27 protein-coding genes and 1 tRNA gene are annotated in these 25,917 nt (G+C 62.0%); 14 read left to right on the top strand and 14 right to left on the bottom strand.

Features of this window, described 5'->3' with window-relative positions; all coding sequences use genetic code 11:
• Nucleotides 1–45: 45 nt before the first annotated feature.
• The 3 genes from ACZCWR_RS05195 to ACZCWR_RS05185 are packed head-to-tail and all read left to right on the top strand — an operon-like array spanning nucleotide 46 to nucleotide 2,179.
• The gene (locus tag ACZCWR_RS05195; protein ID WP_487302650.1) at nucleotides 46–495 is read left to right on the top strand and encodes a nuclear transport factor 2 family protein; all 450 of its coding nucleotides are present in this window, start codon (nucleotides 46–48) and stop codon (nucleotides 493–495) included.
• A 39-nt stretch (nucleotides 496–534) separates the two neighbouring features.
• Complete coding sequence (locus ACZCWR_RS05190) at nucleotides 535–1,611, top strand: YheT family hydrolase (RefSeq protein ID WP_487302649.1); 1,077 nt, start codon at nucleotides 535–537, stop codon at nucleotides 1,609–1,611.
• A complete protein-coding gene (locus ACZCWR_RS05185; RefSeq protein WP_487302648.1) occupies nucleotides 1,604–2,179 on the top strand; it encodes a DUF2946 family protein in 576 nt (191 codons plus the stop codon). The genes ACZCWR_RS05190 and ACZCWR_RS05185 overlap by 8 nt, the downstream gene beginning before the upstream one ends.
• Here ACZCWR_RS05185 and ACZCWR_RS05180 read toward each other — a convergent pair.
• Nucleotides 2,176–4,083 (bottom strand): M48 family metallopeptidase, encoded by a 1,908-nt coding sequence (locus ACZCWR_RS05180; RefSeq protein WP_487302647.1) that lies wholly within the window; start codon nucleotides 4,081–4,083, stop codon nucleotides 2,176–2,178. The genes ACZCWR_RS05185 and ACZCWR_RS05180 overlap by 4 nt on opposite strands.
• A 128-nt stretch (nucleotides 4,084–4,211) precedes the next feature.
• On the opposite strand from ACZCWR_RS05180, the gene moaC reads away from it, so the two are divergent.
• On the top strand, nucleotides 4,212–4,706 hold the full coding sequence (gene moaC / locus ACZCWR_RS05175) for a cyclic pyranopterin monophosphate synthase MoaC (RefSeq protein WP_487302646.1): 495 nt from the start codon (nucleotides 4,212–4,214) through the stop codon (nucleotides 4,704–4,706).
• A gap of 8 nt (nucleotides 4,707–4,714) precedes the next feature.
• Here the strand turns inward: moaC and ACZCWR_RS05170 are convergent, their stop codons facing one another.
• The 10 genes from ACZCWR_RS05170 to recA form a co-directional block, all read right to left on the bottom strand.
• The gene (locus tag ACZCWR_RS05170) at nucleotides 4,715–5,188 is read right to left on the bottom strand and encodes a hypothetical protein (RefSeq protein ID WP_487302645.1); all 474 of its coding nucleotides are present in this window, start codon (nucleotides 5,186–5,188) and stop codon (nucleotides 4,715–4,717) included.
• Nucleotides 5,181–6,122, bottom strand: a complete 942-nt coding sequence (locus ACZCWR_RS05165; RefSeq protein WP_487302644.1) for a ParA family protein — start codon at nucleotides 6,120–6,122, stop codon at nucleotides 5,181–5,183. Before ACZCWR_RS05165 ends, ACZCWR_RS05170 begins: the two co-directional genes overlap by 8 nt.
• Before the next feature lie 177 nt (nucleotides 6,123–6,299).
• A complete protein-coding gene (locus ACZCWR_RS05160) occupies nucleotides 6,300–8,108 on the bottom strand; it encodes a PglL family O-oligosaccharyltransferase (protein WP_487302643.1) in 1,809 nt (602 codons plus the stop codon).
• A 118-nt stretch (nucleotides 8,109–8,226) separates the two neighbouring features.
• Nucleotides 8,227–8,793 carry a pilin gene (locus ACZCWR_RS05155; RefSeq protein WP_487303254.1) on the bottom strand — a complete coding sequence of 189 codons (567 nt, stop codon included), beginning with the start codon at nucleotides 8,791–8,793 and terminating at the stop codon, nucleotides 8,227–8,229.
• 93 nt (nucleotides 8,794–8,886) lie between these two features.
• On the bottom strand, nucleotides 8,887–9,591 hold the full coding sequence (locus ACZCWR_RS05150) for a TerC family protein (protein WP_487302642.1): 705 nt from the start codon (nucleotides 9,589–9,591) through the stop codon (nucleotides 8,887–8,889).
• A gap of 135 nt (nucleotides 9,592–9,726) precedes the next feature.
• The gene (gene sucD / locus ACZCWR_RS05145) at nucleotides 9,727–10,608 is read right to left on the bottom strand and encodes a succinate--CoA ligase subunit alpha (RefSeq protein ID WP_487302641.1); all 882 of its coding nucleotides are present in this window, start codon (nucleotides 10,606–10,608) and stop codon (nucleotides 9,727–9,729) included.
• 98 nt (nucleotides 10,609–10,706) lie between these two features.
• Nucleotides 10,707–11,888 carry an ADP-forming succinate--CoA ligase subunit beta gene (gene sucC, locus ACZCWR_RS05140; protein ID WP_487303253.1) on the bottom strand — a complete coding sequence of 394 codons (1,182 nt, stop codon included), beginning with the start codon at nucleotides 11,886–11,888 and terminating at the stop codon, nucleotides 10,707–10,709.
• A gap of 87 nt (nucleotides 11,889–11,975) precedes the next feature.
• On the bottom strand, nucleotides 11,976–12,590 hold the full coding sequence (locus ACZCWR_RS05135) for a DUF2889 domain-containing protein (RefSeq protein WP_487302640.1): 615 nt from the start codon (nucleotides 12,588–12,590) through the stop codon (nucleotides 11,976–11,978).
• Nucleotides 12,591–12,740: 150 nt separating this feature from the next.
• Entirely contained in the window at nucleotides 12,741–13,577 is an 837-nt protein-coding gene (recX, locus tag ACZCWR_RS05130) for a recombination regulator RecX (protein ID WP_487302639.1), read from the bottom strand.
• Between the two features lie 173 nt (nucleotides 13,578–13,750).
• Nucleotides 13,751–14,821 carry a recombinase RecA gene (gene recA, locus ACZCWR_RS05125; protein ID WP_487302638.1) on the bottom strand — a complete coding sequence of 357 codons (1,071 nt, stop codon included), beginning with the start codon at nucleotides 14,819–14,821 and terminating at the stop codon, nucleotides 13,751–13,753.
• Nucleotides 14,822–15,075: 254 nt separating this feature from the next.
• Here recA and ACZCWR_RS05120 point away from each other — a divergent pair, with 254 nt between their 5' ends.
• The 8 genes from ACZCWR_RS05120 to ACZCWR_RS05085 all read left to right on the top strand — a co-directional run bounded on the left by ACZCWR_RS05120 (nucleotide 15,076) and on the right by ACZCWR_RS05085 (nucleotide 22,814).
• Nucleotides 15,076–15,789: a response regulator gene (locus tag ACZCWR_RS05120; protein ID WP_487302637.1), complete on the top strand. Its 714-nt coding sequence runs from the start codon at nucleotides 15,076–15,078 to the stop codon at nucleotides 15,787–15,789.
• Nucleotides 15,790–15,796: 7 nt separating this feature from the next.
• Nucleotides 15,797–17,344: a sensor histidine kinase N-terminal domain-containing protein gene (locus tag ACZCWR_RS05115; protein WP_487302636.1), complete on the top strand. Its 1,548-nt coding sequence runs from the start codon at nucleotides 15,797–15,799 to the stop codon at nucleotides 17,342–17,344.
• Between the two features lie 249 nt (nucleotides 17,345–17,593).
• Nucleotides 17,594–19,252 (top strand): MFS transporter, encoded by a 1,659-nt coding sequence (locus tag ACZCWR_RS05110; protein ID WP_487302635.1) that lies wholly within the window; start codon nucleotides 17,594–17,596, stop codon nucleotides 19,250–19,252.
• Between the two features lie 85 nt (nucleotides 19,253–19,337).
• Nucleotides 19,338–19,414: transfer RNA gene (locus ACZCWR_RS05105), tRNA-Met, on the top strand.
• Between the two features lie 271 nt (nucleotides 19,415–19,685).
• Nucleotides 19,686–19,922, top strand: a complete 237-nt coding sequence (locus ACZCWR_RS05100; RefSeq protein WP_487302634.1) for a hypothetical protein — start codon at nucleotides 19,686–19,688, stop codon at nucleotides 19,920–19,922.
• A gap of 46 nt (nucleotides 19,923–19,968) precedes the next feature.
• Nucleotides 19,969–20,829: a MurR/RpiR family transcriptional regulator gene (locus tag ACZCWR_RS05095; RefSeq protein WP_487302633.1), complete on the top strand. Its 861-nt coding sequence runs from the start codon at nucleotides 19,969–19,971 to the stop codon at nucleotides 20,827–20,829.
• 77 nt (nucleotides 20,830–20,906) lie between these two features.
• The gene (locus ACZCWR_RS05090) at nucleotides 20,907–22,253 is read left to right on the top strand and encodes an aspartate aminotransferase family protein (protein ID WP_487302632.1); all 1,347 of its coding nucleotides are present in this window, start codon (nucleotides 20,907–20,909) and stop codon (nucleotides 22,251–22,253) included.
• Nucleotides 22,254–22,259: 6 nt separating this feature from the next.
• Nucleotides 22,260–22,814, top strand: a complete 555-nt coding sequence (locus ACZCWR_RS05085; protein ID WP_487302631.1) for a carboxymuconolactone decarboxylase family protein — start codon at nucleotides 22,260–22,262, stop codon at nucleotides 22,812–22,814.
• 7 nt (nucleotides 22,815–22,821) lie between these two features.
• Here the strand turns inward: ACZCWR_RS05085 and ACZCWR_RS05080 are convergent, their stop codons facing one another.
• Nucleotides 22,822–23,715: a glutamate/aspartate ABC transporter substrate-binding protein gene (locus ACZCWR_RS05080; RefSeq protein ID WP_487302630.1), complete on the bottom strand. Its 894-nt coding sequence runs from the start codon at nucleotides 23,713–23,715 to the stop codon at nucleotides 22,822–22,824.
• A gap of 231 nt (nucleotides 23,716–23,946) precedes the next feature.
• Between ACZCWR_RS05080 and ACZCWR_RS05075 the strand changes: the two genes are divergently transcribed.
• Entirely contained in the window at nucleotides 23,947–24,594 is a 648-nt protein-coding gene (locus tag ACZCWR_RS05075; protein WP_487302629.1) for a glycine zipper 2TM domain-containing protein, read from the top strand.
• 105 nt (nucleotides 24,595–24,699) lie between these two features.
• The gene (locus tag ACZCWR_RS05070) at nucleotides 24,700–25,191 is read left to right on the top strand and encodes a hypothetical protein (RefSeq protein ID WP_487302628.1); all 492 of its coding nucleotides are present in this window, start codon (nucleotides 24,700–24,702) and stop codon (nucleotides 25,189–25,191) included.
• A gap of 47 nt (nucleotides 25,192–25,238) precedes the next feature.
• Here ACZCWR_RS05070 and ACZCWR_RS05065 read toward each other — a convergent pair whose 3' ends face one another.
• Nucleotides 25,239–25,427 carry a hypothetical protein gene (locus ACZCWR_RS05065; RefSeq protein WP_487302627.1) on the bottom strand — a complete coding sequence of 63 codons (189 nt, stop codon included), beginning with the start codon at nucleotides 25,425–25,427 and terminating at the stop codon, nucleotides 25,239–25,241.
• 95 nt (nucleotides 25,428–25,522) lie between these two features.
• A complete protein-coding gene (locus ACZCWR_RS05060) occupies nucleotides 25,523–25,897 on the bottom strand; it encodes a hypothetical protein (RefSeq protein WP_487302626.1) in 375 nt (124 codons plus the stop codon).
• Nucleotides 25,898–25,917: the final 20 nt, after the last annotated feature.

The following is a 25,917-nucleotide window of genomic DNA, read 5'->3' as shown; positions in this document are numbered from 1 at the left end:
AGCCTTATGTGGCGCGCCGCACCGAATGCCAGAGACCCACGAGCCATGCCACGTTTCGCCCGCCTCTTCGAAGCCGCCGCCGACACGCTCAACGCTTATTACCAGGCCGTCGCGGATTCAAGCATCGACACGGTGATGTCGCTGTGGATCGACGAGGAGTTCGCCACCTGCATCTGCGCGGACGGCACGCATCTGCATGGGCTTGAGCATATTCGTGCGGGCATGGCAAAACAGCTAGAAAGCGCGGTGACGATCGAACCGCTCGACATTCGCGTGTACGACAGCCTCGGCACCGTCGTGTATGCGATCGCGGAGGCGCATCAGCCGGCCAGTTCCACGGCCTCGACTTCGCCACGCATGGTCTTCACGACCTACGTGATGGTCCACGAGCGCGGCGAATGGCGCATCGCGCACATTCACGCGAGCGAGATGCCGCTGGAAACGGCGGGCCAGTTTGCAGTGAAGATGCGTCACGGCCAGGGGCCGTTGCATTGAAAGAACATAAGCGCTGAAGACGTACGTCGGGGAGGTTCCATGAAGCGCGATCCGTTGTTGAAGCACGATTCGTCGTTCGTGGACAAATCGCCTGCCATGGCGGTGAAGCAAACCGCGCCGCTCGCCTCTTCCGTTTCGGAGTGGCTCTACCGCGCGCCGCGCTGGTTGCCGACGAGCCACGCGCAGACCATCGTGCCCGCGCTGTTCGGGCGCAAGCCGACCGTCCACTATCGCCGCGAGCGATGGGACACGCCGGACGGCGATTTCATCGACCTCGATTTTCTCGACTACGAACCGCACGCAGCGCCAAGTCCGAACGCGCCGCTGCTGGTCCTGTTCCACGGTCTCGAAGGCAGTTCGGATTCCCACTACGCCCGCGCGATCATGGCGCAGGCTCAGGCGCGCGGATGGCATGGCGTCGTGCCGCATTTCCGCAGTTGCAGCGGGCCGTTGAACTTGCTGCCGCGCTTCTATCATCTCGCCGATCACGCCGAAGTCGACTGGATATTGCGACGTTTGGCGCTTGCGCATCAGGGGCCGGTGTTCGCGGCGGGCGTGTCGCTCGGCGGCAATGTGTTGCTGCAATGGCTGTGCGAGCAAGGATCGCATGCGTCGATCATCACCGCTGCTGCCGCCATTTCCGCGCCGCTCGATGTCCACGCAGGCGGCCGCGCGATCTCGCAAGGCTTCGGCATGGTCTATACGCGCAGCTTCCTCAAGACGCTCAAGCAGAAGGCGCTCGCCAAGCTCGGCCAGTATCCTGGTCTGTACGATCGCGACGCCATGCTCGCCGCGCGCAATTTGTACGAGTTCGACAACGTGGTGACAGCGCCCGTCCACGGTTTTCGCGATACCAACGATTACTGGTCCACCGCGACCACGCGCGCGCATCTGAAGCACATCGAAATACCGGCGCTCGTGCTGAATGCGCGCAACGATCCGTTCCTGCCCGCCTACGCGCTGCCTTCGCGCGCGGAAGTGTCGGCGTGCGTGACGCTCGATCAACCCAATCACGGCGGACACGTCGGCTTCATGACCGGGCCGTTTCCGGGGCGCATCGACTGGCTTTCGGAGCGCGTGTTCGGCTATATCGATCAGCATCTCCCGCATGGATGAGATCGTCAAACAGGCGCTCGCCAAATGGCCCAACGTGCCGCATTGCACCGGTTGGCTGCTGCTCGACAGGCGCGGCCAGTGGCGCATGCGCGACGAAGCCGCGCAGGCCGAAGGCACGCTCGGCACGGTGATCCGGCATGACGCGCTGCTCGGTTTCATCAACCGTAATTACGAGCGGGATGAAGACGGCCAGTGGTTTTTTCAGAACGGTCCGCAGCGTGTGTATGTCGAACTGGCGTGTACGCCGTGGATCGTGCGTCTTGCTGAAATCGACGGCGATTTGCGGCTGACCGATCAAACCGGCGCGGCGTTCGAGCCCGCGCATGCGTGGATCGACGACGCAGGCAGCATCCTCTTTTCCGATGACGCCGCGCCCCCGCGCGTGGCTGCGCTGCACGATCACGACATCGATCTGTTTTCCGATCACGCCACGCTCGATGATGCCGCGCGCGGCGGCGTGTTCCATTGGCGCGATGGCGTCGATCTGCCGTTGCAGTTCATCGAGCGAGCGGAACTCGAACAGCGCTTTGGGTTTATCGCCAGTCCTGCATTGCGCGCGGCGCGCTAACTGTTCTTCTCGTCGTCGCGTTCTTCTTTGTAGCGCGTTTCGAAGTCGCGCAAGCGCGCCGAAATCGTCGAGAGATCGTAGAAATTCGCGGACTTCACATCGCGCGCTTCCTTTAATTGGCGAATCGCGGACGGCCACGCGCCGTCGAGCGCGAGCTTTTCGGCCATCGCCTGATGCTGTGTCAAGGCATCGTTGAGACCGACGCTTGCCTGCGCCAGATACAACCACCATTCGCCGCGATTCGGCTCGGCGCGCGTTTCGCGACGAGCAAGCGCTTGCGCATCCGCGAACCGATGCGCGGCCAAGAGCGCCTGCAAGTCCTGATCGATGGCCGCGTGCGAGTCGGGCCAGCGCTTTTCCGCGAGTTGCGCGAGGCGGATGGCTTCGTCGGGATGGCCTGCGCGGCGGGCGATGTCGGCGGCGAGGACGTCGAGGCTGGGGGAACTGCGTGCAGCTTTGGGTGCTGGCGGCGTTGGCTGCGGTTTAGGTGCGATGGCCGTGACAGATATTGGCGGGAGCGCGACGGCGGATGCCTCCGCATTTTGCAGCGAAGGATGCACGCTCTCGGCCCGTTTCGGATGCGCCTTCACGACGGTCGCCGCCTTCGCTTCCGCTTGCTTCCGAACCTGCGCCGCTGCCGCCGCCTCGCTCGCCTCCTCGCCCTCGAAAAGCCGGCGCGATGTCGCGAGCGCGTCGTTCGCGGCATCGTAATCGCCGGTCAGCATGTTCGCCAACGCGATTCCATACCAGTTCGCCGATGGATTGAGCGCGGTCTGATCGGCGATTTCGGACTTCAGACGGCTGGCCATCTCGCGATAATCGCTCGCGAAATTGAGTTGCAGCACGCGCGCCCGCGCCCGAATGAACGCGAATTCCGTCGATTGACGCGGCTGCCGATACGGCACGCGCCGCGCGCGATCCTCCATGTCGGCGATGCGCTCGCCCGTCAGCGGATGCGTGCGCACATACGCGGGCACGCCGTTATCGGACATCGTCGAACGGTCGAGACGTTCGAAGAACGCCGCCATGCCGTACGGGTCGTAGCCCGCCGCCGTCAACATTTGGAAGCCGACGCGGTCCGCCTCGTGTTCCGCCGCGCGCGAAAAACGCAACTGGTTATCGACGGCATACGCCTGTCCGCCCATCGCGATGCCCATGCCGAGATCGCCGCTGCGCGCGAGCAAACCCGCCAGCAGTCCCGCGAGCATGCCGGCCAGCGCCGCGTAGCCGCTCTTTTCCTGCATGCTGATCATCCGCGCGATGTGGCGCTGAAGCACATGCCCCATCTCGTGGCCGATCACCGACGCCAGTTCCGACTCCGTCTGCGCCGACGCAATCAGCCCCGTGTTCACGCCGATGAAACCGCCCGGCATCGAAAACGCGTTGATCTGCGGATCGCGCACGGCGAACAAATCGAAGTCGGGACGATAGCCGCCGAGATACTGCGTCGCGGCCGCGGCGGAGAGTTTGGATGCGATCGAATCGAGATAATCGCGGATCAGCCAGTCATCGAGATAATCGGGATCGGCGCGGACTTCGCGCATCATGCGTTCACCGACTTTGCGTTCGGCCTGTGGCGTGAGCGTGCCGCCTGAGCCATCGCCGAGATCGGGCAGTTCCACGGACGAGAGCGGCGCGCGCAGGCCGGCGATCGTGCCGGGCTTGTTGGTGAAATAGCTTTCGCGGCCGCCGTAGACGCCGAACACGCCTTGCGCGACGTTGGCGGGAATCGCGTCGTCCTGAACGGAATGGAGCGCGGTAGCGGCGAGCGTGTCGGTTTGCGAGGAACCGATCTTGGGCGCGTTACCCGTGGATGCGCTCGTCTGCGCCAGCGCGGCGGGCGGCACGGCGAGGCTCAGGCACAACGCGGCAATCAGAAAACGGCTCGGACGCTTCGTCACCATGACGCGAAACCGGCGGGCTGTGAATGGAAAGGAAAACGGAAACGCGCTTATCGTATCAAGTGTCGGGCGTGCTCAGAATCGGTACGCGACGCGCGGTATCATGAGCGCCCATTTCGAAGGAGACGTCCATGTCCAACCTCACCCATTTCGATGCCGCCGGCGACGCGCACATGGTCGATGTCGGCGACAAGAGCGAAACGCGGCGCGTGGCGGTCGCGCGCGGTTCCATCGTCATGCTCGATGCGACGCTTGTGCTTATCCGCGAAGGGCGCGCCAAGAAAGGCGATGTGCTTGGGGTGGCGCGCATCGCTGCGATTCAAGGGGCGAAGCGGACGGCGGATTTGATTCCGTTGTGTCATCCGCTGGCGCTGACGCGGGTCGCGGTCGAGTTTGAGATCGATGAAGCGCTGCCGGGCGTGCATTGTGAGGTGCGGGTGGAGACGGTCGGGCGCACGGGTGTGGAGATGGAAGCGCTGACTGCCGTGCAGGTTGGACTGCTGACGGTGTATGACATGTGCAAAGCGGTGGATCGGGGAATGACGATTACGAATGTGCGGGTGATGGAGAAGAAGGGGGGGGAGTCGGGGGATTGGGTGGCCGATGAAGCCAGCGGCGCACCCTGATTCGACCGTCAACCCGCTTTCGAACTACGCCTCGTCACGCCAGCTTTCTCGTCCTTGCGCTCACGTGCTTGAGTCCGTTCCGACATACTGCCCGGACCTTGAATAGCACGCGAACGCAGCCTTGCCCCGACCGTGGTCTCGACGATTCTCTCGACCAACGTTTGCAACGTGTCTCGTTTGACGATCACCATGTCGAAGTGACGGGCGATGGCTTCGAGATCCTTCTTGGTTCGCGCAACGGAACGCACGTAGTCTTGTGCGGCCGTTCGTTCATCGAACGTGGCGAGCCTTTCAGTCAAAAGCTCGAAAGAAATTTCCGGCTTTGGCTTTGCCTGCGCCCTGGCTTTCTTTGGTCGAGAGACTTTTATCTGAATCTCTACATCCGGATTGGAAAGCTTTGCATAATCAGCGTCGCTGAGTGCGTTCAAGGCGCTTTGGATTTTATCCATGACGGCGGGTTCGATCACGCGGTGGTCATTCATCTTCGGCGACCTCGAGCGTTGCTTCGAACTCGTCCACGAACTCCTTCATCTCGCTAACGACCTGAATATGAGTGGTCGAAGGATATTGATTCAATATGACCGGAAGAAGCTGCTCCGGCGCTTCGGCGAACACAGTGAAATTCTCCCTGAAAAAGCTGGAAAATACCGGGATGCCGTTATTCCGCTTTACCGTTGACATGTATTGTCGTTGCGCCGTAATCGGTTGACGGCCAAAACATTGAATCATGGTAAATACCACGCCAAGAATCTGCGGCGATATGGAGTCGCCGTCATCATCCGTCGCCGAAAACTCGTTGTAGCTTTCAACGAGCGTGTCCACGCTCTTCTTCAGATAATCGATCCCGAGCGTTGACAGATAATCGGGTTTTGCCGGGATCAAAATTCTTTCCGCAGCCACGATCGCGTTCTTGGTCACGATATTGAAGTTCGGCGGGCAATCGATCAGTACCACGTCGTAGTCTGATTCTTCGGCCAGCGCGAGCATGGCCCGGCGCAACTGGCCGTGTACCTTGATAAAATTTTTCTTGTTTTGCTGCATGCTGGCGCCGCCCAGCAACGTCGCCAATTCCAGATCGATATCCAGCAAACTCAGGTTGGAACAAATCAAATCGAGGCGACCGCCGTTTTTCGCGACTCGCTGATTCACCGTCGACGGCGAGTAGATAAACCGTTTGAGCGACGGTGGTTCTTTCCCGTCGACAATGGCATCGAACCAAGACTTGATAGTCAACGTTTTTTCGAGATTTGCAGCCCAAAAATCAGGCGTCACGAACGAGAACGTTAGACTCGCCTGTGCATCGGTATCTAGTACAAGCACTTTCTTGCCACGAAAAGCAAGTTCTGCTGCGAGGTTGGACGTAACCGTTGTTTTCCCAACCCCGCCTTTATAGTTGATAACCGCAATTATTTCCATGCCTGAGTCCGATAGTTTCTTCTGCGTCTCCGTGGCCGAATTGTCGGCCCATCCAGCGGACACATGGAAATTTTATCGTTACTCTGGCACTCTATTCGTTATTAAAAGGCGCTTTCACCGCACGATAATTCTGAAAAGCGCTTTTCCCGCGCTTAGAAAGCGGCGATATTTATCTGCTCACTCATCGTCGTCGTCATCATCGTCGCTTGGCGCATCCGCTGGCGGCTCTCCATACAGCTTCACCAAATCCGCCTTGAACGGCTTCAACGGGCCGCCGATCTCATCCACCATCTTCACCGTCGCGGCCAACTGCGTCGGCCAGTCGTGCAGCATTGTCGCGAAGATCTTGAGACGCGCCATCGTGTCGAGCGCGGCTTCCCGCTGCCCGGCCAGCGCCTGCAAAACGGCATAGCGACGCAACACCGTCTCACCCGGCAACAGCGCAATGGCCTTGCGATGCGCCGCGAGCTTCTCGTCCAGATCCTGCGCATTCATCGGCAGCAAGGTCGCGGCGCCGTATTCGCCCCATGCGGAAAACAGGAACGACGGATCGTCGCGATATTCTTCTGCCGGATGCGCGCCGTAATACAGCACCTCGGCGCGGTTGTAATCGCGCATCGTCGGATACAGCGCGATCAGGCCGCCCACCACCAGCACGACATACACGCCGTACGACACCGGCCGCGCAACCAGCCGCAATGCGCGCGGTTCGAGCAGACCGATGACGAGCATCGCCGGCATCAGGAAAAACATGTACTGCTGCGGATATTCGACAAGCGCATGCATCAACAGCACGCCGAGCAGCGACAATCCGAAAATGCGCGCGGGCGTCTGCGGGGCGCGCAGCACGCGGATCATCCACAGCACGATGCCGAGCAACACGATCGCCATGCCGATCACGCCGGTCTTGCCGAGCAAATCGAAAAAGACGTTGTGCGCATTGTTCGCGATCTCGACACTGCCCATCTGGCGCACCATGTCGAACTCGTAGCGCGGAAACTCTCCCCAGCCGACGCCCAGCAACGGGTGCGTCCTGAACATGGTCCAGCCGTACTTCCAGAGCGCCAGACGCGGCGCGATCTGATTGGCGTCCTGCATGCGTTCCGCCGCCGATTGCGACAGGTCCAGGCCGAAGCGGACATTGGCCCAGCGCACCGCGCCGTTCACCGCGAAAAAGAGCAGCGCCAGCACCACAGGGATGATCCACGCACGCGTATCGCGCCGGCCGGGACCGTCGAAACCCTCCGCCGCGATCGGCCGTCCGAGCACGAACGCCATCCAGAATCCCGCGACGACGATCACGCCCGTTTGCAACCACGGCCCGCGCGATACCGTCAGCGCGAATCCCAGCGAGTAGATCGCCGAGACGATCAGCCACAGCACGACAGGCAGGCGGCGCGTCTGCACGAAGTAGAGCGCGCCGGCCATCGCAAAAGCAATCACCGTGGCGAGATGGTTGGCCTGCGCCATGTTGCCGAACGGCCGGCGCTCGGTCATCACGTTATAGGCGACGACGAACGGCGTGAACTTCACTTCGAGATGCAGCAACTGCACGACCTGACAGAACACGGCAAAGAGGCCGCCCACCATCAACGCCGCCGCGCCCACGCGCAAGGCCTTCTCGCCAAGTCCTGCCCGCACGAAACCGAACCCCGTATGCACCGCGACGAACGACGCCAGCAAATAAGCGCCGCCGAGCCAGTTCATCGACGGCTGCGCAATCGGCAACAGCACCGTCTGCGCGACGAGCAGCACGCCGAAGGCGAGCGGCATCAGCGCGACGACGGGTGACGCGAACGGCACCTTCGGCTCCGACACGCGCACGAGCAGCGCGATGGTCGCACCGAGCGCGAGGTACAGCGCGAGCGCGGTGTATTCGGCGTAGAACGTCGGAATCGGGTACGTGTGGTTGACGACGCCGAAGGGAATCGTCAACGCAAGACACAGAACGGCGAAGCTAAGGTAACGCGCAATATGAGAAGGCATGAGGGACTGGGAACGTCGGCGACCGGCGCACTATACAAAACTTTGCCCGTGCTGTCCGGTCAAGCACCGAAATTGCCACGAAATCCGTGTTTTTCGCATGAAAATCTTCACGCAGCGCTCATGCACGGCATTCGGGTGGTGCGAGGTTGCCCGGCAAGGTCGGGGCATCCGCGGGCATCGGGCCCGCGCCCGGTGCGGGCAATGAAGACGCCGCTTTACCGCCCGCAAAGCATTCCCATGTCACGCTGCCCGCCTGAATCGTGCCGCGCGCGAGAGGTACGCGCGCCGTGGGTGTATCCGCATTGTCGGGCGCGGATGGAATCAGCACGAGCGTGTTCGATCCCGCCGGCGCGACGCGTGTCGAATAAGCAATCGTGATCTGTCCGTTATCGCTGTCGACGTGAATCGATTCGACATTGCGCGTGCCCGGCGGCGATGCATAACCGCTCCCGAGATCCGCGCCGCTCGATGCGTTCTCCGCCACCGCCAATCGCGCCGATGCCGCCAGCGACACGCCCTCGCCCACCCGGCTGCGCGCCAGATAGTCCTGATACGCAGGAATGGCGTACCCCGCAACCACGGCGACGATCGCCAGCACGATCATGAGTTCGATCAGGGTGAAACCTTTCGCGGCGATCTTCCGCACACCGCTTGCTTCTTCGCTTGCGGCGACATTCAACGTCATCATCGTCATTGCTTCCTCGAAAAGAAAAAAGCGCCCGCCGCGTGATGCAGACAGGACGCTTCGATCGTATTGAGGAAACAGAATGAGCGGCAGTCAGCCGGATGGCATAGGACAATTCGCCCTGCGCTTGAGCAACCATCCGATGCACACGACGAACACCGCGCCCACCGCATGCGCGGCGTAAATCGCAAAGTCCGTATTGAGCGCGGGCCAGCGGTCGATGAACGGATCGTCGATGATGAGCCCGCCCGCGATCCAACCCAACAATCCCGCGCCCAACGTGACGACGACCGGAAAGCGGTCGAGCAGCCTGAGCACCAACGTGCTGCCCCACACGATCAGCGGAATGCTCACGATCAGCCCGAACACCACGAGCGTCAGCCGGTGCCGCGGGTCCGCCGCCTCCGCCGCGCCCGCAATGGCGATCACGTTGTCGAGGCTCATCACCGCATCCGCGACGATGATGGTCTTCACCGCCGTCCACAAGCGGTCGGACGCGTTGATCTCGTGCTCGTCATGACCCGGCTGCATCAGCTTGATGCCGATCCACAGCAACAACAAACCGCCGACGAACTTGAGAAAGGGAATATCGAGCAACACGACCGCGAACGCGATCAGCAACACGCGCAACACGATTGCGCCGAGCGTGCCCAGCACGATGCCGCGCGTGCGCAACGTGTCGGGCAAGTCGCGGCAGGCCAGCGCGATCACTACCGCGTTGTCGCCACCGAGCAGAATGTCGATGACGATGATCTGAACGACCGCGCCCCAATGGAGCGTCGAGAAAAATTCGAGCATGGAGGAAAGGTAGCGCGCGGAACGTGGTCGAAAAAAAAGCGAGGAAGCCAGGCTCCCTCGCTTTTCATCGGCACTTGCGAAAGGGTTCGGTAAGCATACCAAACCTCAACGCGCGATGCCTTTTGCCTCACACGCTCAGATCACCGACTTGAGCAAACGCGCCATTTCCGACGGGTTCTTCGTGACCTTGATGCCGCACGCGTCCATGATTTCGAGCTTGGCATCCGCCGTGTCCGCACCGCCCGAGATCAGCGCGCCTGCGTGGCCCATGCGCTTGCCCGGAGGCGCCGTGACGCCCGCGATGAAGCCAACCACCGGCTTCTTCATGTTGTCCTTGATCCAGTAAGCGGCGTTCGCTTCGTCCGGACCACCGATCTCGCCGATCATGATGACGGCGTCCGTTTCGGGATCGTCGTTGAACATCTTCATCACGTCGATGTGCTTCAGACCGTTGATCGGATCGCCGCCGATGCCGACCGCCGACGACTGGCCAAGGCCCAGCGCCGTCAACTGGCCGACCGCTTCATACGTCAGCGTGCCCGAGCGCGACACCACGCCGATACGGCCCTTGCGGTGAATGTGACCCGGCATGATGCCGATCTTCAGCTCGTCCGGCGTGATCGTGCCGGGGCAGTTCGGTCCGAGCAACAGCGTCTTGCGGTTCTCGCGGCGCATGCGGTCCTTGATTTCCAGCATGTCGCGAACCGGAATGCCTTCCGTGATGCAGATGGCGAGATCCAGATCCGCCTCGACGGCTTCCCAGATCGCGGCGGCCGCGCCCGCGGGCGGCACGTAGATGACGGAAACGGTCGCGCCGGTTTCGGCCTTCGCTTCCTTCACCGATGCATAGATGGGAATGCCTTCGAAGTCTTCGCCGGCCTTCTTCGGGTTCACGCCCGCGACATAGGCTTCACGGCCGTTCGCGTATTCGCGGCAGGCGCGCGTGTGGAACTGGCCGGTCTTGCCGGTGATGCCCTGCGTGATGACCTTCGTGTCTTTGTTGATCAGAATCGACATGTAGTGACCTCTGTTCGTTTGGCGTCGCTAAAGCACAGGCTCGTCGCGCCGCCATTCGTATCTGGTGAACGCTGTTTTAAGACAGGAAGCGCGTGCGCTTACTTGCCTTCGGCTGCCGCGACGACCTTCTGCGCGGCCTCTTCCATGCTGTCCGCCGAGATGATCGGCAGGCCGGAATCAGCCAGCATCTTCTTGCCGAGGTCTTCGTTCGTGCCCTTCATGCGCACGACGAGCGGCACCTTCAGGTCCACGGCCTTCGACGCCACCATCACGCCTTCCGCGATCACGTCGCAGCGCATGATGCCGCCGAAGATGTTCACGAGGATCGCCTTCAGGTTCGGGTTCTTCAGCATCAGCTTGAAGGCTTCGGTCACCTTCTCGGTCGTGGCACCGCCGCCGACGTCGAGGAAGTTGGCCGGTTCGCCGCCGAACAGCTTGATGGTGTCCATCGTCGCCATGGCCAGACCCGCGCCGTTCACCAGACAGCCGATGTTGCCATCGAGCGAGATGTACGCGAGATCGAACTTCGACGCTTCGACTTCAGCCGGATCTTCTTCGTCCAGATCGCGATACGCGACGATTTCCGGATGACGGAACAGCGCGTTGGCGTCGAAGTTGAACTTGGCGTCGAGCGCGATCACCTTGCCGTCGCCGGTCACGATCAGCGGGTTGATTTCCGCGAGCGATGCATCGGTTTCCCAGAACGCGTCATAGAGCCCTTGCAGGATCGCGCGCGCTTGCGGAATGGAGGCATCCGGAATGCCGATCTTGCGGGCGAGGTCGTCCGCTTCGGAATCCTTCAGGCCGGTTGCCGGGTCGACGGCCAGCTTGTGCAGCAATTCCGGCGTCTTTTCCGCGACTTCCTCGATGTCCATGCCGCCTTCGCTGGACGCCATCACGACGACCTTCTGCGAAACACGGTCGAGCACCAGGCCGACATACAGTTCCTTCTTGATGTCCGCGCCTTCCTCGATCAGCAGGCGGTTCACCTTCTGGCCTTCCGGGCCGGTCTGGTGCGTGACGAGCTGCATGCCGAGAATCTGGTTCGAATATTCGCGAACCTGCTCGATGGTCTTCGCGACCTTCACGCCGCCGCCCTTGCCGCGACCACCCGCGTGGATCTGCGCCTTGACGACCCAGACCGGGCCGCCCAGCTCTTCAGCGGCCTTGACCGCATCGTCCACCGAGAACACGGGTGTGCCGCGCGGGACCGCGACGCCGAATTTCCGCAGGATTTCCTTACCCTGGTACTCGTGAATCTTCATGCGTGATTCCTTCAGTCTGAGAGTTGGAGAGAACTTCGATTTGCACGAATCGCTGGACTCATCGATTCTGTTTCTAATGAGATGCGCGGCGTGAATTGCGCTTCATTCCTTCGCCCCGTCCTTGGCCTTTGGCTTGCGCTCGTAGGCAACCCATTGCGGATGATATTCGGCGACGGCCGGACCATCGAAACGCAGCGCGTGACAACGCCCGAACTGGAACGGCGGTTCGGGTGGGGACGCGGCATGTGTCGAATGGGAGCTTGCGGCGGGCTTGCCGTCTTTCGTGTTCCAGACATCGCCGGCGTAGGCCTGAATGGCTGCGGTCGGCAAGACGGCGCACAACTCGGTGAGATGCGTGCAGCCCGCCGTGCCGCGCAGCCGTTCGTTGACTTCGCGGCGAAAGCTCTGGCGCAGATTGAGCCCGATAAGCGTGCGATAAGCGGGATTGGACTCCGCGCACAAGGCACCATAAGGCGACCACTCCGACGACGCTTCGGCGTCGACGATAGTGAGTTCGCGATCGATGGTGATGCGCAGCCAGAGTTCATGGATCGGCAGGCCATTGGGCCGGACGCCCGACGCGAGTTGAACATCGCGCGGCTTCTCATCGGTTAGACAGGCTTCGATATCCCACAGGCCATCTTCCCGCTGAAATGCTTCCACTCGAATCGCGCGACGGTGGCGCAACTGTCGGGAAACGGGCGGAGAAAGAGGCATGAGCGACCAAAGCCGGAACGGGGGAAACCGTCGAATTTTAGCATATTGGGTATTTCAAGCCGGGGATGGCCCTAATACTTGGGACGTGCCTGCGCAATCAGCGCGTTCCCCGGTGTGACGTGGTGCGGCGAAATGGCGCTGCGGGGTGGTTCAGTCATCGGTGAAGTCGTCCGGGAAGTCTTCGTCCGCGCCTTTGAGCACCTTGCCGATGGTGCTGCCGGAAAAGCCGCGCGAGGCCAGAAAGCGCGCCTGCTTCGCGCGTTCGGCGGGCGTTTCCGGCGCGGTGCCGAATTTCTTGGCCCATACGGACTGCGCGCGTGCGGTTTCGGTCTGCGCGAGTTGGCCAGCCGTTTCGCCGATCAGCGCATCGCCGACGGCGTGATGCTTCAGCTCGTGGATGATGCGCTTGCCGCCCATCTGCGACGCCCTGCGATGCACCACGCTTTCCACGAAGCGCGCGTTCGACAGCCAGCCATCGCGTTCGAGATCGTCGAGCACGCTGTCGAGCGAATCGGTTTCTTCGACGTAGGGCTTGAGCTTGCGCGATAGCTCCGCGCGGGAGTGTTCGCGGCGTGAGAGATAGCCGAGCGCGCGGCCCTTCAGCGATAGCTTCGGGCGGCTGGCGTTCTTTCTGATCTCTGAAGCAGACGGTTTGCGCTTGCGTTGACTGGAACGCGTGTAGACGGGTTCTTCGGCTTCGGCCTTTGTCGAAGCGATAGTCGCACATTGTTCGAATGGCTCGAACGGGTCGGCGTCGTCGTCAAACGTGCTTGCGCGCTCGGGCGGCGTTCCGGCCGAAGTCTTCGCAACGTTCGATGCCTGCGCCACTCTCAGCGCTTTGGGTTGCGCGGCCGCCTGCTGCAATAACGCGCGGGCGTGATCGAGACGCTTCTCGCGGTCTTCGACAGACGCGCTGGCCTGAGGCTCTGCCCGAACAGCATCACGCTCAGCCCGCAAAGCAGAACGCGCGGACGTGAATGGCTTCACGTCCGCGCGTTCGTTCTTGCGTGCAAATCCTCGCGCCTTGGGCGATGCGTTCCGACGCTCGCTGCTACGTTCGTAGCAGTCGTCATCCGCATCCGTGCGAGCCGGACTCGCACCGTCAACTTTCGATCCGAACCGGCTCCTGCGCATTGCCATGCCGCCCGACGTGGATCAGCTTACTCGCCGTCCGCCGTCGCGACGCCAGCGACAACGGCTTCGCCCATTGCAGCCACGCCCAGCGATTCGCGGATCTTGTTTTCGATCTCGCGCGCGATGTCCGGGTTCTCGCGCAGGAATTCCCGCGCATTGTCCTTGCCCTGACCGATTCGATCGCCGTTGTAGCTGTACCAGGCGCCGGCCTTGTCCACCAGCTTGGCCTGCACGCCGAGGTCGATGATTTCCCCCTGACGCGAAATACCTTCGCCATACAGAATGTCGAAGATGGCTTCGCGGAACGGCGGCGCTACTTTGTTCTTCACCACCTTCACGCGCGTTTCATTGCCGATGACTTCATCGTTCTTCTTGATGGAGCCGATCCGGCGAATGTCCAGACGCACCGACGAGTAGAACTTCAGCGCGTTACCGCCCGTGGTGGTTTCCGGATTGCCGAACATGACGCCGATCTTCATGCGGATCTGGTTGATGAAGATGACGAGGCAGTTCGTGCGCTTGATGGTGCCGGTGAGCTTGCGCAGCGCCTGCGACATGAGACGCGCCTGCAAACCGGGCAGCGAGTCGCCCATTTCGCCTTCGATTTCCGCCTTCGGCACGAGCGCCGCGACCGAGTCGATGACGATCATGTCGATGGAACCGGAGCGCACCAGCGCATCCGCGATTTCGAGCGCTTGCTCACCGGTATCCGGCTGCGAGATGAGCAATTCCGGAATGTTCACGCCGAGCTTGCCCGCGTATTGAACGTCGAGCGCGTGTTCCGCGTCGATGAACGCCGCCGTGCCGCCGAGCTTTTGCATCTCCGCGATCACCTGCAGCGTGAGCGTGGTCTTGCCCGACGACTCCGGACCGTAGATTTCGACTACCCGGCCACGCGGCAAGCCGCCGACGCCGAGCGCGATATCCAGTCCGAGCGAGCCGGTGGACACGACCTGAATGTCTTCGACCGCCTCACCTGCGCCGAGCCGCATGATCGACCCTTTGCCGAATTGCTTTTCGATCTGCGACAGCGCGGCGGCCAGCGCCTTGCTCTTTTCCGCAGTCATTCCAGCCGGGCCTTTCTTGCTATCTTCCATGAATCGTCCTTTGCTATGATGAACGGCGTCTGAGGCAGTGCGGACGAGGGTTTTCGACACACGAAACCCACCTCTGGCACTCACGCAGACACTGTATAAAAAAACAGTAGTTTTTGCAAGGCCGATCGTGCGGTGTGCGTAAATTTCCACGCCGCGCGAACCGCGCAAAAACCAGTTACAACGGAGACCGCCGCGCCGCGCGACAGACGGTGCCGGCAATGCCGTGCGCTCAATCGCGCACCAAGGCGCCACCGATGCGAATCCTCATTGCCGAAGACGACAGCATACTCGCGGACGGTCTCGTTCGATCACTCCGCCAATCGGGATACGCGGTCGATCATGTGAAGCACGGCGTCGAGGCCGATACCGCCCTCGCGCTGCAACCTTTCGACCTCCTCATTCTCGATCTCGGATTGCCGCTCATGCCAGGCCTGGAGGTGCTTCGCCGGCTGCGCGCACGCAATTCGCAGATGCCGGTTTTGATCCTCACCGCCGCCGATTCCGTCGATGAACGCGTGAAGGGACTCGACCTCGGCGCCGATGACTACATGGCCAAACCCTTCGCGCTCAACGAGCTGGAAGCGCGCGTTCGGGCGCTCACGCGACGCGGCGCAGGTGGCGGTCCGACAGTCGTCAAGCACGGTTCGCTGTCGTTCGATCAGGTCGGGCGCATCGCGACGATCGGCGATCAGGTGATCGATCTGTCGGCGCGCGAACTCGGCGTGCTCGAAGTGCTGTTGCAACGAACGGGCCGGCTCGTGTCGAAGGAGCAACTCGTCAATCATTTGTGCGAGTGGGGCGAGGAAGTCAGCAACAACGCCATCGAGGTCTACGTGCACCGGTTGCGCAAGAAGATCGAGCCGAGCGGCGCGAAGATCATCACCGTGCGCGGGCTGGGATATACGCTGGAGAAGCCCTCTCCCGCTCCGGCCAGCGCGCCCGTATCCGCCAGCCATCACTATAAGTAACGCGCACATGGCGTCGCCCGCTTCGACCGAAGACAGCGCAGACACCGACGCCCGCCGCGACGCGCGCTATGCCAATCCGTTCGCGCCGCCCGACGAACTGGAACAGGACCACGAACGGCATCCGCGATCATTGTTCGGCGAGATTCTCGACTGGATGCTCGCGCCGCTGCTGCTGCTCTGGCCGATGAGCATCGCGGTGACGTATCTGGTCGCGAAGTCCATCGCCAACGGTCCGTTCGACCGCGCGCTCGAAGCCGATGCCTACGTCATCGCGCGGCAGATTCAGCCGGTGAACGGCGTCGCCGAGCTTCGTTTGCCGCAGGCGACGCGCGACTTCCTGCGCGCCGACAACGTGGACAGCGTGTTCTTTCAGGTGCTCGGCACGCGCGGCGAACTGGTCGGCGGCGACCGCGACATGCCCTTGCCGCACGAGGACGACCGGCCGCAGCCGGGCATCGTCGAGTTTCGGGACGATGTGCTGCGCGGCAACGATATCCGCGTGGCCTATACGACGGTCGATCTGCCCGGACTCGCGCCGGGACGCGCGCCCGACAGCACGCAGCCCGTGCTCGTGCAGGTGGCGGAAACGCTCGACAAGCGCAGCCAGCTTGCCAACGACATCATCAAGGGCGTGATTCTTCCGCAGTTCGTGATTCTGCCGCTGGCGATCATCCTCGTGTGGTTCGGGTTGTCGCGCGGGCTCGCGCCATTGCATGCGTTGCAAGCGAACATTCGCGCGCGGCGGCCGGACGATCTCTCGCCGCTCGAAGCCGAGCGCGCGCCGCCGGAAATCGCGCCGCTCGTGGCGTCGTTCAACGATCTGCTCGTGCGACTCGAACAGAACATGGAGTTTCAGAAGCGCTTTATCGCCGATGCCGCGCATCAGATGAAGACGCCGCTCGCGGGTTTGCGCATGCAGGCGGAATTCGCCTTGCGTCAGGATGTCTCGACGGAAGTGCAGCGCTCGCTCGAACAGATCGCCACGAGTTCCGAGCATGCGGCGCGGCTCGTCACGCAACTGCTGGCGCTCGCGCGCGCGGAGAATCGCGCGGCGGGGCAGGTTTTTACGCGTATCGAACTGGCGACCCTGGCGCGGCTGGCCGTGCGCGACTGGGTGCAGGCCGCGCTCGCCAAACGCATGGACCTCGGTTACGAGGAGCCGCCGTTTCCGGTCGAAGTGGAAGGCAACGTCGTGATGCTGCGCGAACTGCTGTCCAATCTGATCGACAACGCCATCCGCTACACGCCGGCGGGCGGGCGCATCACCGTGCGCGTGCGGACTGATGAAACCGATTCCGACCGCGTGCATCTCGAAGTAGAAGACACCGGGCTCGGCATTCCGGCGGCGGAGCGGGTGCGCGTCGTCGAGCGGTTTTATCGGATTCTCGGGCGCGAAGGCGATGGCAGCGGGCTGGGTCTGGCCATCGTCAAAGAGATCACGGCGATGCATGGCGGCACGCTCGCCATCGAGGATCACGTGTATCAGGAATCGCCGAGACTGGCGGGAACGCTCGTCCGCGTGAGTCTTCAGCGGGTTTTCACTGCCCGGGATTAACCCTGACCGTCAGCTACACACATAAGCGCTTGATTTTCGGGATCGCGAACGTTGCTGCATTTTGAGCGCGTTTTATCCACGCGTTGACCTAAATTACGCACATCATCAAGAGAAAGCCGCAACGCGCAGGCAAGTAATCAAGTCAGAACGCCGTAAGTTTTCGTTCCAATAATCGTCTCACCGGAACCGCCCTGCGCGGGGCCGACGAATGCGAACATCCGAAATGACAAGGCGATAAGGAGACGATTCATGGCTACGGTTGAAGGGCGCATTTCCCACGCGCCGATGACGGCGGAGGAACGGAAGGTCATCTTCGCCTCGTCGCTCGGCACGGTGTTCGAGTGGTACGACTTCTATCTGGCCGGGTCGCTCGCCATCTATATCAGCAAGACGTTCTTCTCGGGCGTCAATCCCACTGCGGGCTTCGTCTTCACGCTGCTCGGCTTCGCGGCCGGTTTCGCGGTGCGTCCGTTCGGCGCGATCGTGTTCGGGCGGCTCGGCGACATGGTCGGGCGCAAGTACACGTTCCTCGTGACCATCGTCATCATGGGTTTGTCGACGTTTCTGATCGGCTTCTTGCCGGGGTACGCGACCATCGGCATTGCCGCGCCAGTCATCTTCATCGCGATGCGGCTATTACAAGGTCTCGCGCTCGGCGGCGAGTATGGGGGCGCGGCGACCTATGTCGCGGAACACGCGCCATCGAACAAACGCGGCGCGTGGACCGCGTGGATTCAAACCACGGCGACGCTCGGCCTGTTCATCTCGCTGATCGTGATTCTCGCGGTGCGCATGACGGTCGGCGAGGAACAGTTCGCCGCGTGGGCGTGGCGCGTGCCGTTCCTCGTGTCGATCCTGCTGCTCGGCGTGTCGGTGTGGATTCGGATGAAGCTCCACGAGTCGCCGGTATTCGAGCGCATCAAGTCCGAAGGCAAGACCTCGAAGGCGCCGCTCACGGAAGCGTTCGGCCAGTGGAAGAACCTGAAGATCGTGCTGCTCGCGCTGTTCGGTCTGACGGCGGGCCAGGCGGTCGTGTGGTACACGGGCCAGTTCTACTCGCTGTTCTTCCTGACGCAAACGCTCAAGGTCGATGGCACCAGCGCGAACATCATGGTCGCGGTGGCGCTGTTGATCGGCACGCCGTTCTTCGTGTTCTTCGGCTCGCTGTCGGACCGCATCGGCCGCAAGCCAATCATCATGGCCGGTTGCCTGATCGCGGCGCTGTCGTTCTTCCCGCTCTTCAAGGCGCTCGCGCATTACACCAATCCGACGCTCGAAGCCGCCACGCAGAAGTCGCCGATCGTCGTCATCGCCAATCCGGACGAGTGCTCGTTCCAGTTCAATCCGGTGGGCACGTCGAAGTTCACGAGTTCGTGCGATATCGCCAAGAGCGCGTTGTCGAAGGCCGGTCTGAACTACGAGAACGTGGCCGCGCCCGCGGGCACGCTCGCGCAGATCAAGGTCGGCGAGACCGTGGTCAACACGTATGACGGCAAGGCGGCGGACGCCAAGGCTCAAGGCGCCACGTTCGACAAGACGCTCTCCGGCACGCTCAAGAGTGCGGGCTATCCGGCGAAGGCGGACCCGGCGCTCATCAACTGGCCGATGGCGATCGTCGTCCTGACCATCCTCGTCATTTTCGTGACGATGGTGTACGGCCCGATCGCGGCGATGCTGGTCGAGATGTTCCCGGCGCGCATTCGCTATACGTCGATGTCGCTGCCCTATCACATCGGCAATGGCTGGTTCGGCGGCTTCCTGCCGGCGACCGCGTTCGCCATCGTCGCGGCCAGAGGCGATATTTATTCGGGGCTGTGGTATCCGATCGTGATCGCGCTGGCGACCTTCGTGATCGGCATGCTGTTCGTGAAGGACACGCACAAGTCGAACGTGTATCACGAGGATTGATGTCGGCCCCCGGCGCGCGTTGATTGGAAAAACGCGCGCGCGGGGTTGACAGCGATTTCACGCCTCGGCATAATCTCGTCTCTTTGGCGAATTAGCTCAGCCGGTTAGAGCGACGGAATCATAATCCGCAGGTCCGGGGTTCGAATCCCTGATTCGCCACCAAGTTGTAAAAGAAAGCCCTTGATCGCGAGATCAAGGGCTTTTTTTGTTGGCTCGCCGCATGCCATCGAACGTTGGTACGTAAAACAAAACCGCCCCTTCCCTTTCACCCCACTGAACGCCGCAACCCTTGCCCAGAAGGCGATCCGGACGTTTTTACCTCTCAATTTTTGCACCACATCAAAGTACGTTCGATTGCCCACGTTTGCCGTGTTTGCGCCGTGGAAGAATACGTTCACGGCTTGCGGGCTGCTGGCCATCTGGGGACATAAAAATGGGCTATATCGAGAGCACGGCGCAACTGAGCGCAGCGGAAGCACCGGTGTCGAGGACCGAACTCGAAGCGCCACCCGCAGACGAGCGCGCCCTCGTCGAACGCGCGCCGGAAGCGAAGGAAAGCTCGATTGCCGCCATGGCGATCGTCGCGGTCGTGCTGTTCGCGGTCTGGGCGGTGTTCACCGTGGTTCAGCGTTTGTCCCTGCGTCGCACACGCATCGTCGCGCGCGCTTAAAGCCTCATGGTCTAATGAGGGATCGTCGGCCTGACATCCCTCAAACGTGCCCACCTTCGATCAACTCGCTTCCACCATCCGCGAACGTTTTCCCGACCTGAGCCCGCAATTTCAGGCGGGCGCTGCGTTCCTGCTCGATTTTCCGGACGAAGTTGCCGTCCTGTCCATGCGCAAGGTCGCCGAGCGGGCGAAGGTCCAGCCCGCCGCGATGGTGCGTCTCTCGCAACAACTCGGTTTTCCCGGCTGGAACGAACTGCGCGAAATCTTCGTGAGCCGCGTGCGTACGCGCCCCGAGCCGCTCACCACGCGCGCGCGCACGCTGGTGAAAGGCGGCGCGGACGATCATCTGAGCCGCGATCTTGCGCGCGCGCAATCGCACAATCTCGAACTCACGCTGGCGCAGAACGCCGCGAATGTCGTCGATGCCGCCAAAACCCTGCGACGCGCGCCGCATGTTCACATCGCCGGATTTCGCTCCTGCTATCCAGTCGCGTTCGGCTTGTTGTACGGGTACCGGCTGTTCCGTCCGTCGGTGAGTCTGGTGAACGGTGAAGCGGGCACGCTGGAGATGCAGTTGCGCGGCATCGAAAAGAAACATGCGACTGTGGTCGTGAGTTTCGCGCCGTATTCGGTCGAAGCCGTGCGCGTGGCGCAGGCCACCGTCGAACGCGGCGGGAAGCTCATCGCGCTGACGGACAGCGCCGTGTCGCCGATTGCGCTGAACGCGGATCACACGCTGATCTTTTCGCACGAGTCGCCGTCGTTCTTTCCGTCGTTGATCGCGGCGTCGGCGCTGGCGGAAATGCTCGTCGCGCAATTGCTCGCGCTCGAAGGCAAGGATGCGGTCGCGTATCTGGAAGCGGCTGAGGCCGCGCTGCATTCGCAAGGTGCGTATTCGGCGAGTTAGCGAATGTTGTCGTCGTCCTTATGATTGACAACATGTGTTGTATCGCGTTTAATTGCGACATCACAAGGGCCGACTCCATGACTCACATATTCCACCGCGCGCCGCGCGCGAAGCTGCCGGTCGCCGTGCGGGGCGAAGGCATCGAAATCATCGATTCCAACGGCAAGCGCTATATCGATGCCAGCGGCGGCGCGGCCGTTTCATGCCTCGGCCACAGCGACGCGCGCGTGATCGACGCCATTCAGCGGCAAGTCGAACGTCTGCCCTACGCGCACACATCGTTCTTCACGAACGAGCCGGCCGAAGAACTCGCCGCCAGACTCGTCGATGCCGCGCCGCGCGGGCTCGATCACGTCTACTTCGTGTCGGGCGGATCGGAGGCGATGGAAGCCGCGCTCAAACTCGCTCGTCAGTTTTTCGTCGAAAAGGGCGAAACGAAGCGCAGGCATTTCATCGCGCGGCGGCAGAGTTATCACGGCAACACGCTCGGCGCGCTCGCCATCGGCGGCAACGCGTGGCGGCGCGAGCCGTTTCTGCCTTTGCTCATCGAGGCGCATCATGTTTCGCCGTGCTTCGCGTATCGCGAACAGCACGAAGGCGAATCCGACGATGCCTACGCCCAACGTCTCGCCGACGAACTCGAAACCAAAATCCTCGAACTCGGTCCAGACACGGTCGCGGCGTTCGTCGCGGAAACGGTCGTCGGCGCGACGGCGGGCGCGGTGCCGCCGGTGCGCGACTACTTCCGCAAGATCCGCGCGGTGTGCGACAAATACGGCGTCCTGCTGATTCTCGATGAAGTCATGTCCGGCATGGGCCGCACGGGCTATCTGTTCGCGTGCGATGAAGACGGCATCGCGCCGGATATTCTCGCCATCGCCAAGGGACTGGGCGCGGGCTATCAGGCCATCGGCGCGACGCTCGTTTCGGACGACATCTACGACACCATCGTCGGCGGTTCGGGCTTCTTTCAGCACGGGCACACGTACATCGGCCACGCGACGGCGTGCGCGGCGGCGCTGGCGGTGCAGAAGGTCATCGAGGAAGACAAACTGCTGGACAACGTGCAGGCGCGCGGCGAACAATTGCGCGCCGCGTTGCGCGCGCGTCAGGTTGCGCATTCTTTTATCGGCGATGTTCGCGGACGCGGCCTGTTCGTCGGCGTCGAACTGGTGCAGGACCGCGACTCGAAGGAGCCGTTCGATGCGAAACACAAGCTCCACGCACGCATCAAAACCGAAGCGATGCAACGCGGCCTCATGGTCTATCCGATGGGCGGCACGCTCGACGGGCAAATCGGCGATCATGTGTTGCTCGCGCCGCCGTTCATTTGCACGAGCGCGCAGATCGAGACCATCGTGGAGCGTCTGTGCGATTCGATCGACGGCGCGATTTCTTCCATCGGCATGTCCACCACGCGTTAACCGACCATGAGCAAGCGACTTCCCGAGTTCCAGATCGACACCGCATCCGACGAACAAAAGGCCGTGGTGCAGGACATCCTGAACGGTCCGCGCGGCAATCTCAACGGGCCGTTTCTCGGCTGGATTCACAGCCCGGAACTCGCGCAACACGCGCAGAAGCTCGGCGCGTTCTGCCGCTACAAAACCGGCCTTCCGTTGCGGCTCTCGGAACTCGCCATTCTCGTGACGGCGGCGCGCTGGCGCTCGCAGGGCGAGTGGCATATTCATCATCCGATCGCGCTACAGGCAGGCGTTCCCGCCGAAGTCGCCGAAGCACTGCGCACAGGCCAAAACCCCGTTTTCGCCGATAAAGACGACGCGCTCATCTTCACCTTCGCGAGCGAACTCTACGACAGCAAGCGCGTGTCCGATGCCACGTATCACGCCGCCGCCCAGCGTTTCGGCACGACGGTCGTCATCAATCTCGTCGGCCTGCTCGGCTATTACGTACTCGTCGCCATGACGCTCAACACCTTCGACATGCGCGCCCAAGGGCAGACGGAACTGCCCTTCGACGAGTGAAATCGCGCTATTCGAACGCCTTGTCGTTCGGGTTCGCGTAGAGCTTCTGCATGGCGTCGCTCATCGGAAAATCGAAGTCGATGTTCTCCGGCGGCACCGGCTTCATGAACCACTTGTCGTACATCGTCCTGATCTCGCCGCTCGTCATGACCTGAGTCATGGCGTCATCGACGAGCTTTTTGAACTCGGGATCGTCGCGACGCATCATGAAGCCATACGCTTCCGACGACTGCGGCGTGCCGACGATCACCCAGTCCGCCGGATTCGCCGTGAGCGAGCGCGTGCCGGCGAGCAGCACGTCATCCATCATGTACGCGACCGCGCGCCCGGTTTCGAGCGTCACCCGCCCTTCGCCGTAATCCTTCGCGCTGATGATGCTCATGTTCATCTTCTTGTCCTCGTTCATCTTGCGCAGGATGCGCTCGGACGTGGTGCCCTGATTCGTCACGACGGTCTTGCCGGCGAGATCCGCGAAATCCTTGATGCCGGAAGTCCTCTTCGTCAGCAGACGCGTGGTCGCGACGAAAAACGTGTCCGAGAACGCCACCTGATTCTGCCGCGCGACGAGGTTGGTCGTCACGCCGCATTCGAGATCGACGGTGCCGTTCTGCACGAGCGCGATGCGGTTCTGCGACGTCACTGGAATAAAGCGCACGCGCAAGCCCGGATGTTTGGTCCGCGCTTTCACGGCATCGATGACCTTGTTGCACAGGTCTTGCGAGAACCCGATCACGTTGTTGTTCGCATCGACATAAGAAAACGGCACCGACGTTTCGCGATGCCCGATGGCGATCAGATCGACACTCTGAATCTTGGCGAGCGTGTTCGGCGCGTCCTGCGCGCGAACAGCGCCCGCAGCAAGAGAAAGCGCCGCGAGCGCAATCAGCGATGAGTATTTCATGGCGTATCCCTTCGATTGAGTGGTTTGATACAGATGTTGCCGTAAACAAAAATAACGCAACATATGTATTCACCCTAAAACGAACGTGTCGGGAAGCGATGACGAATCTTTTACTTACAAATGTCACAGCTAACGCGTGCACCGGGCGTAAGCAGCGGCGTTATAGCAGACAGGCATTCAACCGTTTCGTCCGCGCAAAAGCGCAAACCGTCGTAGACAGGAGTCGTTGCCATGAACGCCGTTCCTCAGTTCGAAACGAAGTCGTCCCGCCTTCATCCGCTCGTCGCGGCGGCGGCCGTGTCGATCATCCTCGCGTGCGGGACCGGCGTCGCGGCGATGGCGGGATGGCTGCCGTCATCGAAGGCAACGGCGCAGGCGGTGACGGCATCGCCGCTGGTGGATACGCAGGTCGCGCAGGCGGCGTCCGTGCCGAGCACGCATGAAGCACCGTTGCCGCGTGCGGTGCGCGGGCATCACATCAAGGCGGCAGCGCCCGTGCAAAGCGCGCCCGCTCCGAGTTATGCGGAGAACACCGCGCCCGCCTATGATCCTTACGCGGGCCAGGTGACGTCGATCGACGCGGTGCAGAGCGCGCAACCGGCGACAGGCATCGGCGCGATCGGCGGCGCGGTCGTGGGTGGCCTCGCGGGCACGCAGATCGGCAACGGACGCGGCCGCACGGCGGCGACGATTCTGGGCGCCATCGGCGGCGGTCTGGCGGGCAATCAGATCGAGCACGTCGTTCACAAGAGCACGACGTATCAGGTGCAGGTGCGCATGAATGACGGCAGCTATCGCTCGTTCAACTACGAAACCGCGCCCGGCATGGCAGTCGGCCAACGCGTGCGGGTGAACGGTGAATCGCTGAGCCCGGCATAACACTACTGCCTTAAGACAACGCTAATTTTTCGATGCGATGATGCTTTCCATGCCAAGCGCATCCCTATCCTGCATCGAGAAGTACACCATTCCGGGAGACCTTCCGTGAAGAAAAAATCGAAGTCCATGAGATCGAGCCGTCCTTCCATGTCGCCGCTGCTGCTGGCCCTGACGCACAGCCGCGCCGCCCGCGAGCCGATGACGCACACGCTGCTGCTGCAGTGCTACAGCGCGCTGGACGCGTTCCATCGCGGGCATGGATCGCATGCGCTGTTCATGGCGTTGTGCCGGCATCTGCTGGTCGCGGAAGAGTTGTGTCAGCTTGGCCACGCGGAGGAATTCGCGGACGACATCACGCTCGCACACGAAGCGCTGGTGCGCGTCGAACAACGCCACGCGAGCACCACGCACTGGACGCTCGCCGATGCCGACCACGCGCCTCTGTGCGATGCCCTCGCCGTCTACGCCGCGCAACTCGACGATGCATCGCTCGAACACATCGCGCAGGCGGAAGCGCGCATGGTCACGCAGTCGCTCGTCGCGGCGCGTGCGCAACCGGAAGCGGCGCGGCTGGAACTGGCGGCATCGGAACATTGAGTGTGGTTTTCGCATCACGAACGATGCGAATGTTGGAACACGTACATTCATACAAAACGAATGCCGAGATACTGATTCTGCGCTCGGGGGTAGTTCAAAAAGCGCGCAGGGAGATCAACAAAGACAGGCGGCATTCGTTCGGGTTGTAGGTAATGGCAATGCGCGATTTGTTCGCGGATGCGCATCGCAATGCGGCGCACGCCCTTACCGACAATCCGGCGATTCGCGTAGCTCAAAAGCCGACGCCTCGACACCAAGCCTAAAACAAGAAGTTCGAAAGCCGGCTCATGCCGGCTTTTTCTTTTTCGACTTTGGACGATGCGCCAATGCCTCAGCGATAGTTCGCGAACACGGTTCGCGCGCACTCGTCGCACCAAAGACGCTGCGCTTCATGCGCGAAGGCGGACCATGTGTGTCCGTGCGCGCATTCCCAGTGCAGCGGCATGGACGTATCGATCGGACTGAACGACGCGAGCCGGCCGCCGCGCACGCGCGCAAGCTCCTGCAGGCGCTTCGCTTCCGCCTCGCGCCGCTGCGACGCGCAGTTGATGCAGCGCACGTTTTGCGCAACATCGAGCGATTCATCCCAGCGATGCCCTTTCCCGCAAGCCCAATCCGCGCCGTGTTCCGGGTGCACGCCTTCTGCCATGCGCTCCCGGAATCGTTCGGCCTCCTCCATCAGCGCCTGTCTCTTTTTTTCGTTCATCTCGCTTGTTCGGTCGAGTT

It is taken from the genome of Caballeronia sp. A2-2 (assembly GCF_057612605.2).
Note: the sequence above shows the minus strand (reverse complement) of the source record. Positions and strands in the feature narration are given on the sequence as shown.

What these genes read in the sequence shown, in the direction of transcription:
- ACZCWR_RS05080 (WP_487302630.1), bottom strand. Translation starts at nt 23,715, where the DNA reads ATGAAATACTCATCGCTGATTGCGCTCGCGGCGCTTTCTCTTGCTGCG.
- sucD (WP_487302641.1), bottom strand. Translation starts at nt 10,608, where the DNA reads ATGTCGATTCTGATCAACAAAGACACGAAGGTCATCACGCAGGGCATC.
- ACZCWR_RS05155 (WP_487303254.1), bottom strand. Translation starts at nt 8,793, where the DNA reads ATGACGTTGAATGTCGCCGCAAGCGAAGAAGCAAGCGGTGTGCGGAAG.
- ACZCWR_RS05060 (WP_487302626.1), bottom strand. Translation starts at nt 25,897, where the DNA reads ATGAACGAAAAAAAGAGACAGGCGCTGATGGAGGAGGCCGAACGATTC.
- ACZCWR_RS05195 (WP_487302650.1), top strand. Translation starts at nt 46, where the DNA reads ATGCCACGTTTCGCCCGCCTCTTCGAAGCCGCCGCCGACACGCTCAAC.
- recA (WP_487302638.1), bottom strand. Translation starts at nt 14,821, where the DNA reads ATGGAAGATAGCAAGAAAGGCCCGGCTGGAATGACTGCGGAAAAGAGC.
- ACZCWR_RS05135 (WP_487302640.1), bottom strand. Translation starts at nt 12,590, where the DNA reads ATGCCTCTTTCTCCGCCCGTTTCCCGACAGTTGCGCCACCGTCGCGCG.
- ACZCWR_RS05150 (WP_487302642.1), bottom strand. Translation starts at nt 9,591, where the DNA reads ATGCTCGAATTTTTCTCGACGCTCCATTGGGGCGCGGTCGTTCAGATC.
- ACZCWR_RS05190 (WP_487302649.1), top strand. Translation starts at nt 535, where the DNA reads ATGAAGCGCGATCCGTTGTTGAAGCACGATTCGTCGTTCGTGGACAAA.
- ACZCWR_RS05085 (WP_487302631.1), top strand. Translation starts at nt 22,260, where the DNA reads ATGAGCAAGCGACTTCCCGAGTTCCAGATCGACACCGCATCCGACGAA.
- ACZCWR_RS05120 (WP_487302637.1), top strand. Translation starts at nt 15,076, where the DNA reads ATGCGAATCCTCATTGCCGAAGACGACAGCATACTCGCGGACGGTCTC.
- ACZCWR_RS05100 (WP_487302634.1), top strand. Translation starts at nt 19,686, where the DNA reads ATGGGCTATATCGAGAGCACGGCGCAACTGAGCGCAGCGGAAGCACCG.
- ACZCWR_RS05090 (WP_487302632.1), top strand. Translation starts at nt 20,907, where the DNA reads ATGACTCACATATTCCACCGCGCGCCGCGCGCGAAGCTGCCGGTCGCC.
- ACZCWR_RS05185 (WP_487302648.1), top strand. Translation starts at nt 1,604, where the DNA reads ATGGATGAGATCGTCAAACAGGCGCTCGCCAAATGGCCCAACGTGCCG.
- moaC (WP_487302646.1), top strand. Translation starts at nt 4,212, where the DNA reads ATGTCCAACCTCACCCATTTCGATGCCGCCGGCGACGCGCACATGGTC.
- ACZCWR_RS05165 (WP_487302644.1), bottom strand. Translation starts at nt 6,122, where the DNA reads ATGGAAATAATTGCGGTTATCAACTATAAAGGCGGGGTTGGGAAAACA.
- ACZCWR_RS05110 (WP_487302635.1), top strand. Translation starts at nt 17,594, where the DNA reads ATGGCTACGGTTGAAGGGCGCATTTCCCACGCGCCGATGACGGCGGAG.
- ACZCWR_RS05075 (WP_487302629.1), top strand. Translation starts at nt 23,947, where the DNA reads ATGAACGCCGTTCCTCAGTTCGAAACGAAGTCGTCCCGCCTTCATCCG.
- ACZCWR_RS05115 (WP_487302636.1), top strand. Translation starts at nt 15,797, where the DNA reads ATGGCGTCGCCCGCTTCGACCGAAGACAGCGCAGACACCGACGCCCGC.
- ACZCWR_RS05160 (WP_487302643.1), bottom strand. Translation starts at nt 8,108, where the DNA reads ATGCCTTCTCATATTGCGCGTTACCTTAGCTTCGCCGTTCTGTGTCTT.
- ACZCWR_RS05180 (WP_487302647.1), bottom strand. Translation starts at nt 4,083, where the DNA reads ATGGTGACGAAGCGTCCGAGCCGTTTTCTGATTGCCGCGTTGTGCCTG.
- ACZCWR_RS05170 (WP_487302645.1), bottom strand. Translation starts at nt 5,188, where the DNA reads ATGAATGACCACCGCGTGATCGAACCCGCCGTCATGGATAAAATCCAA.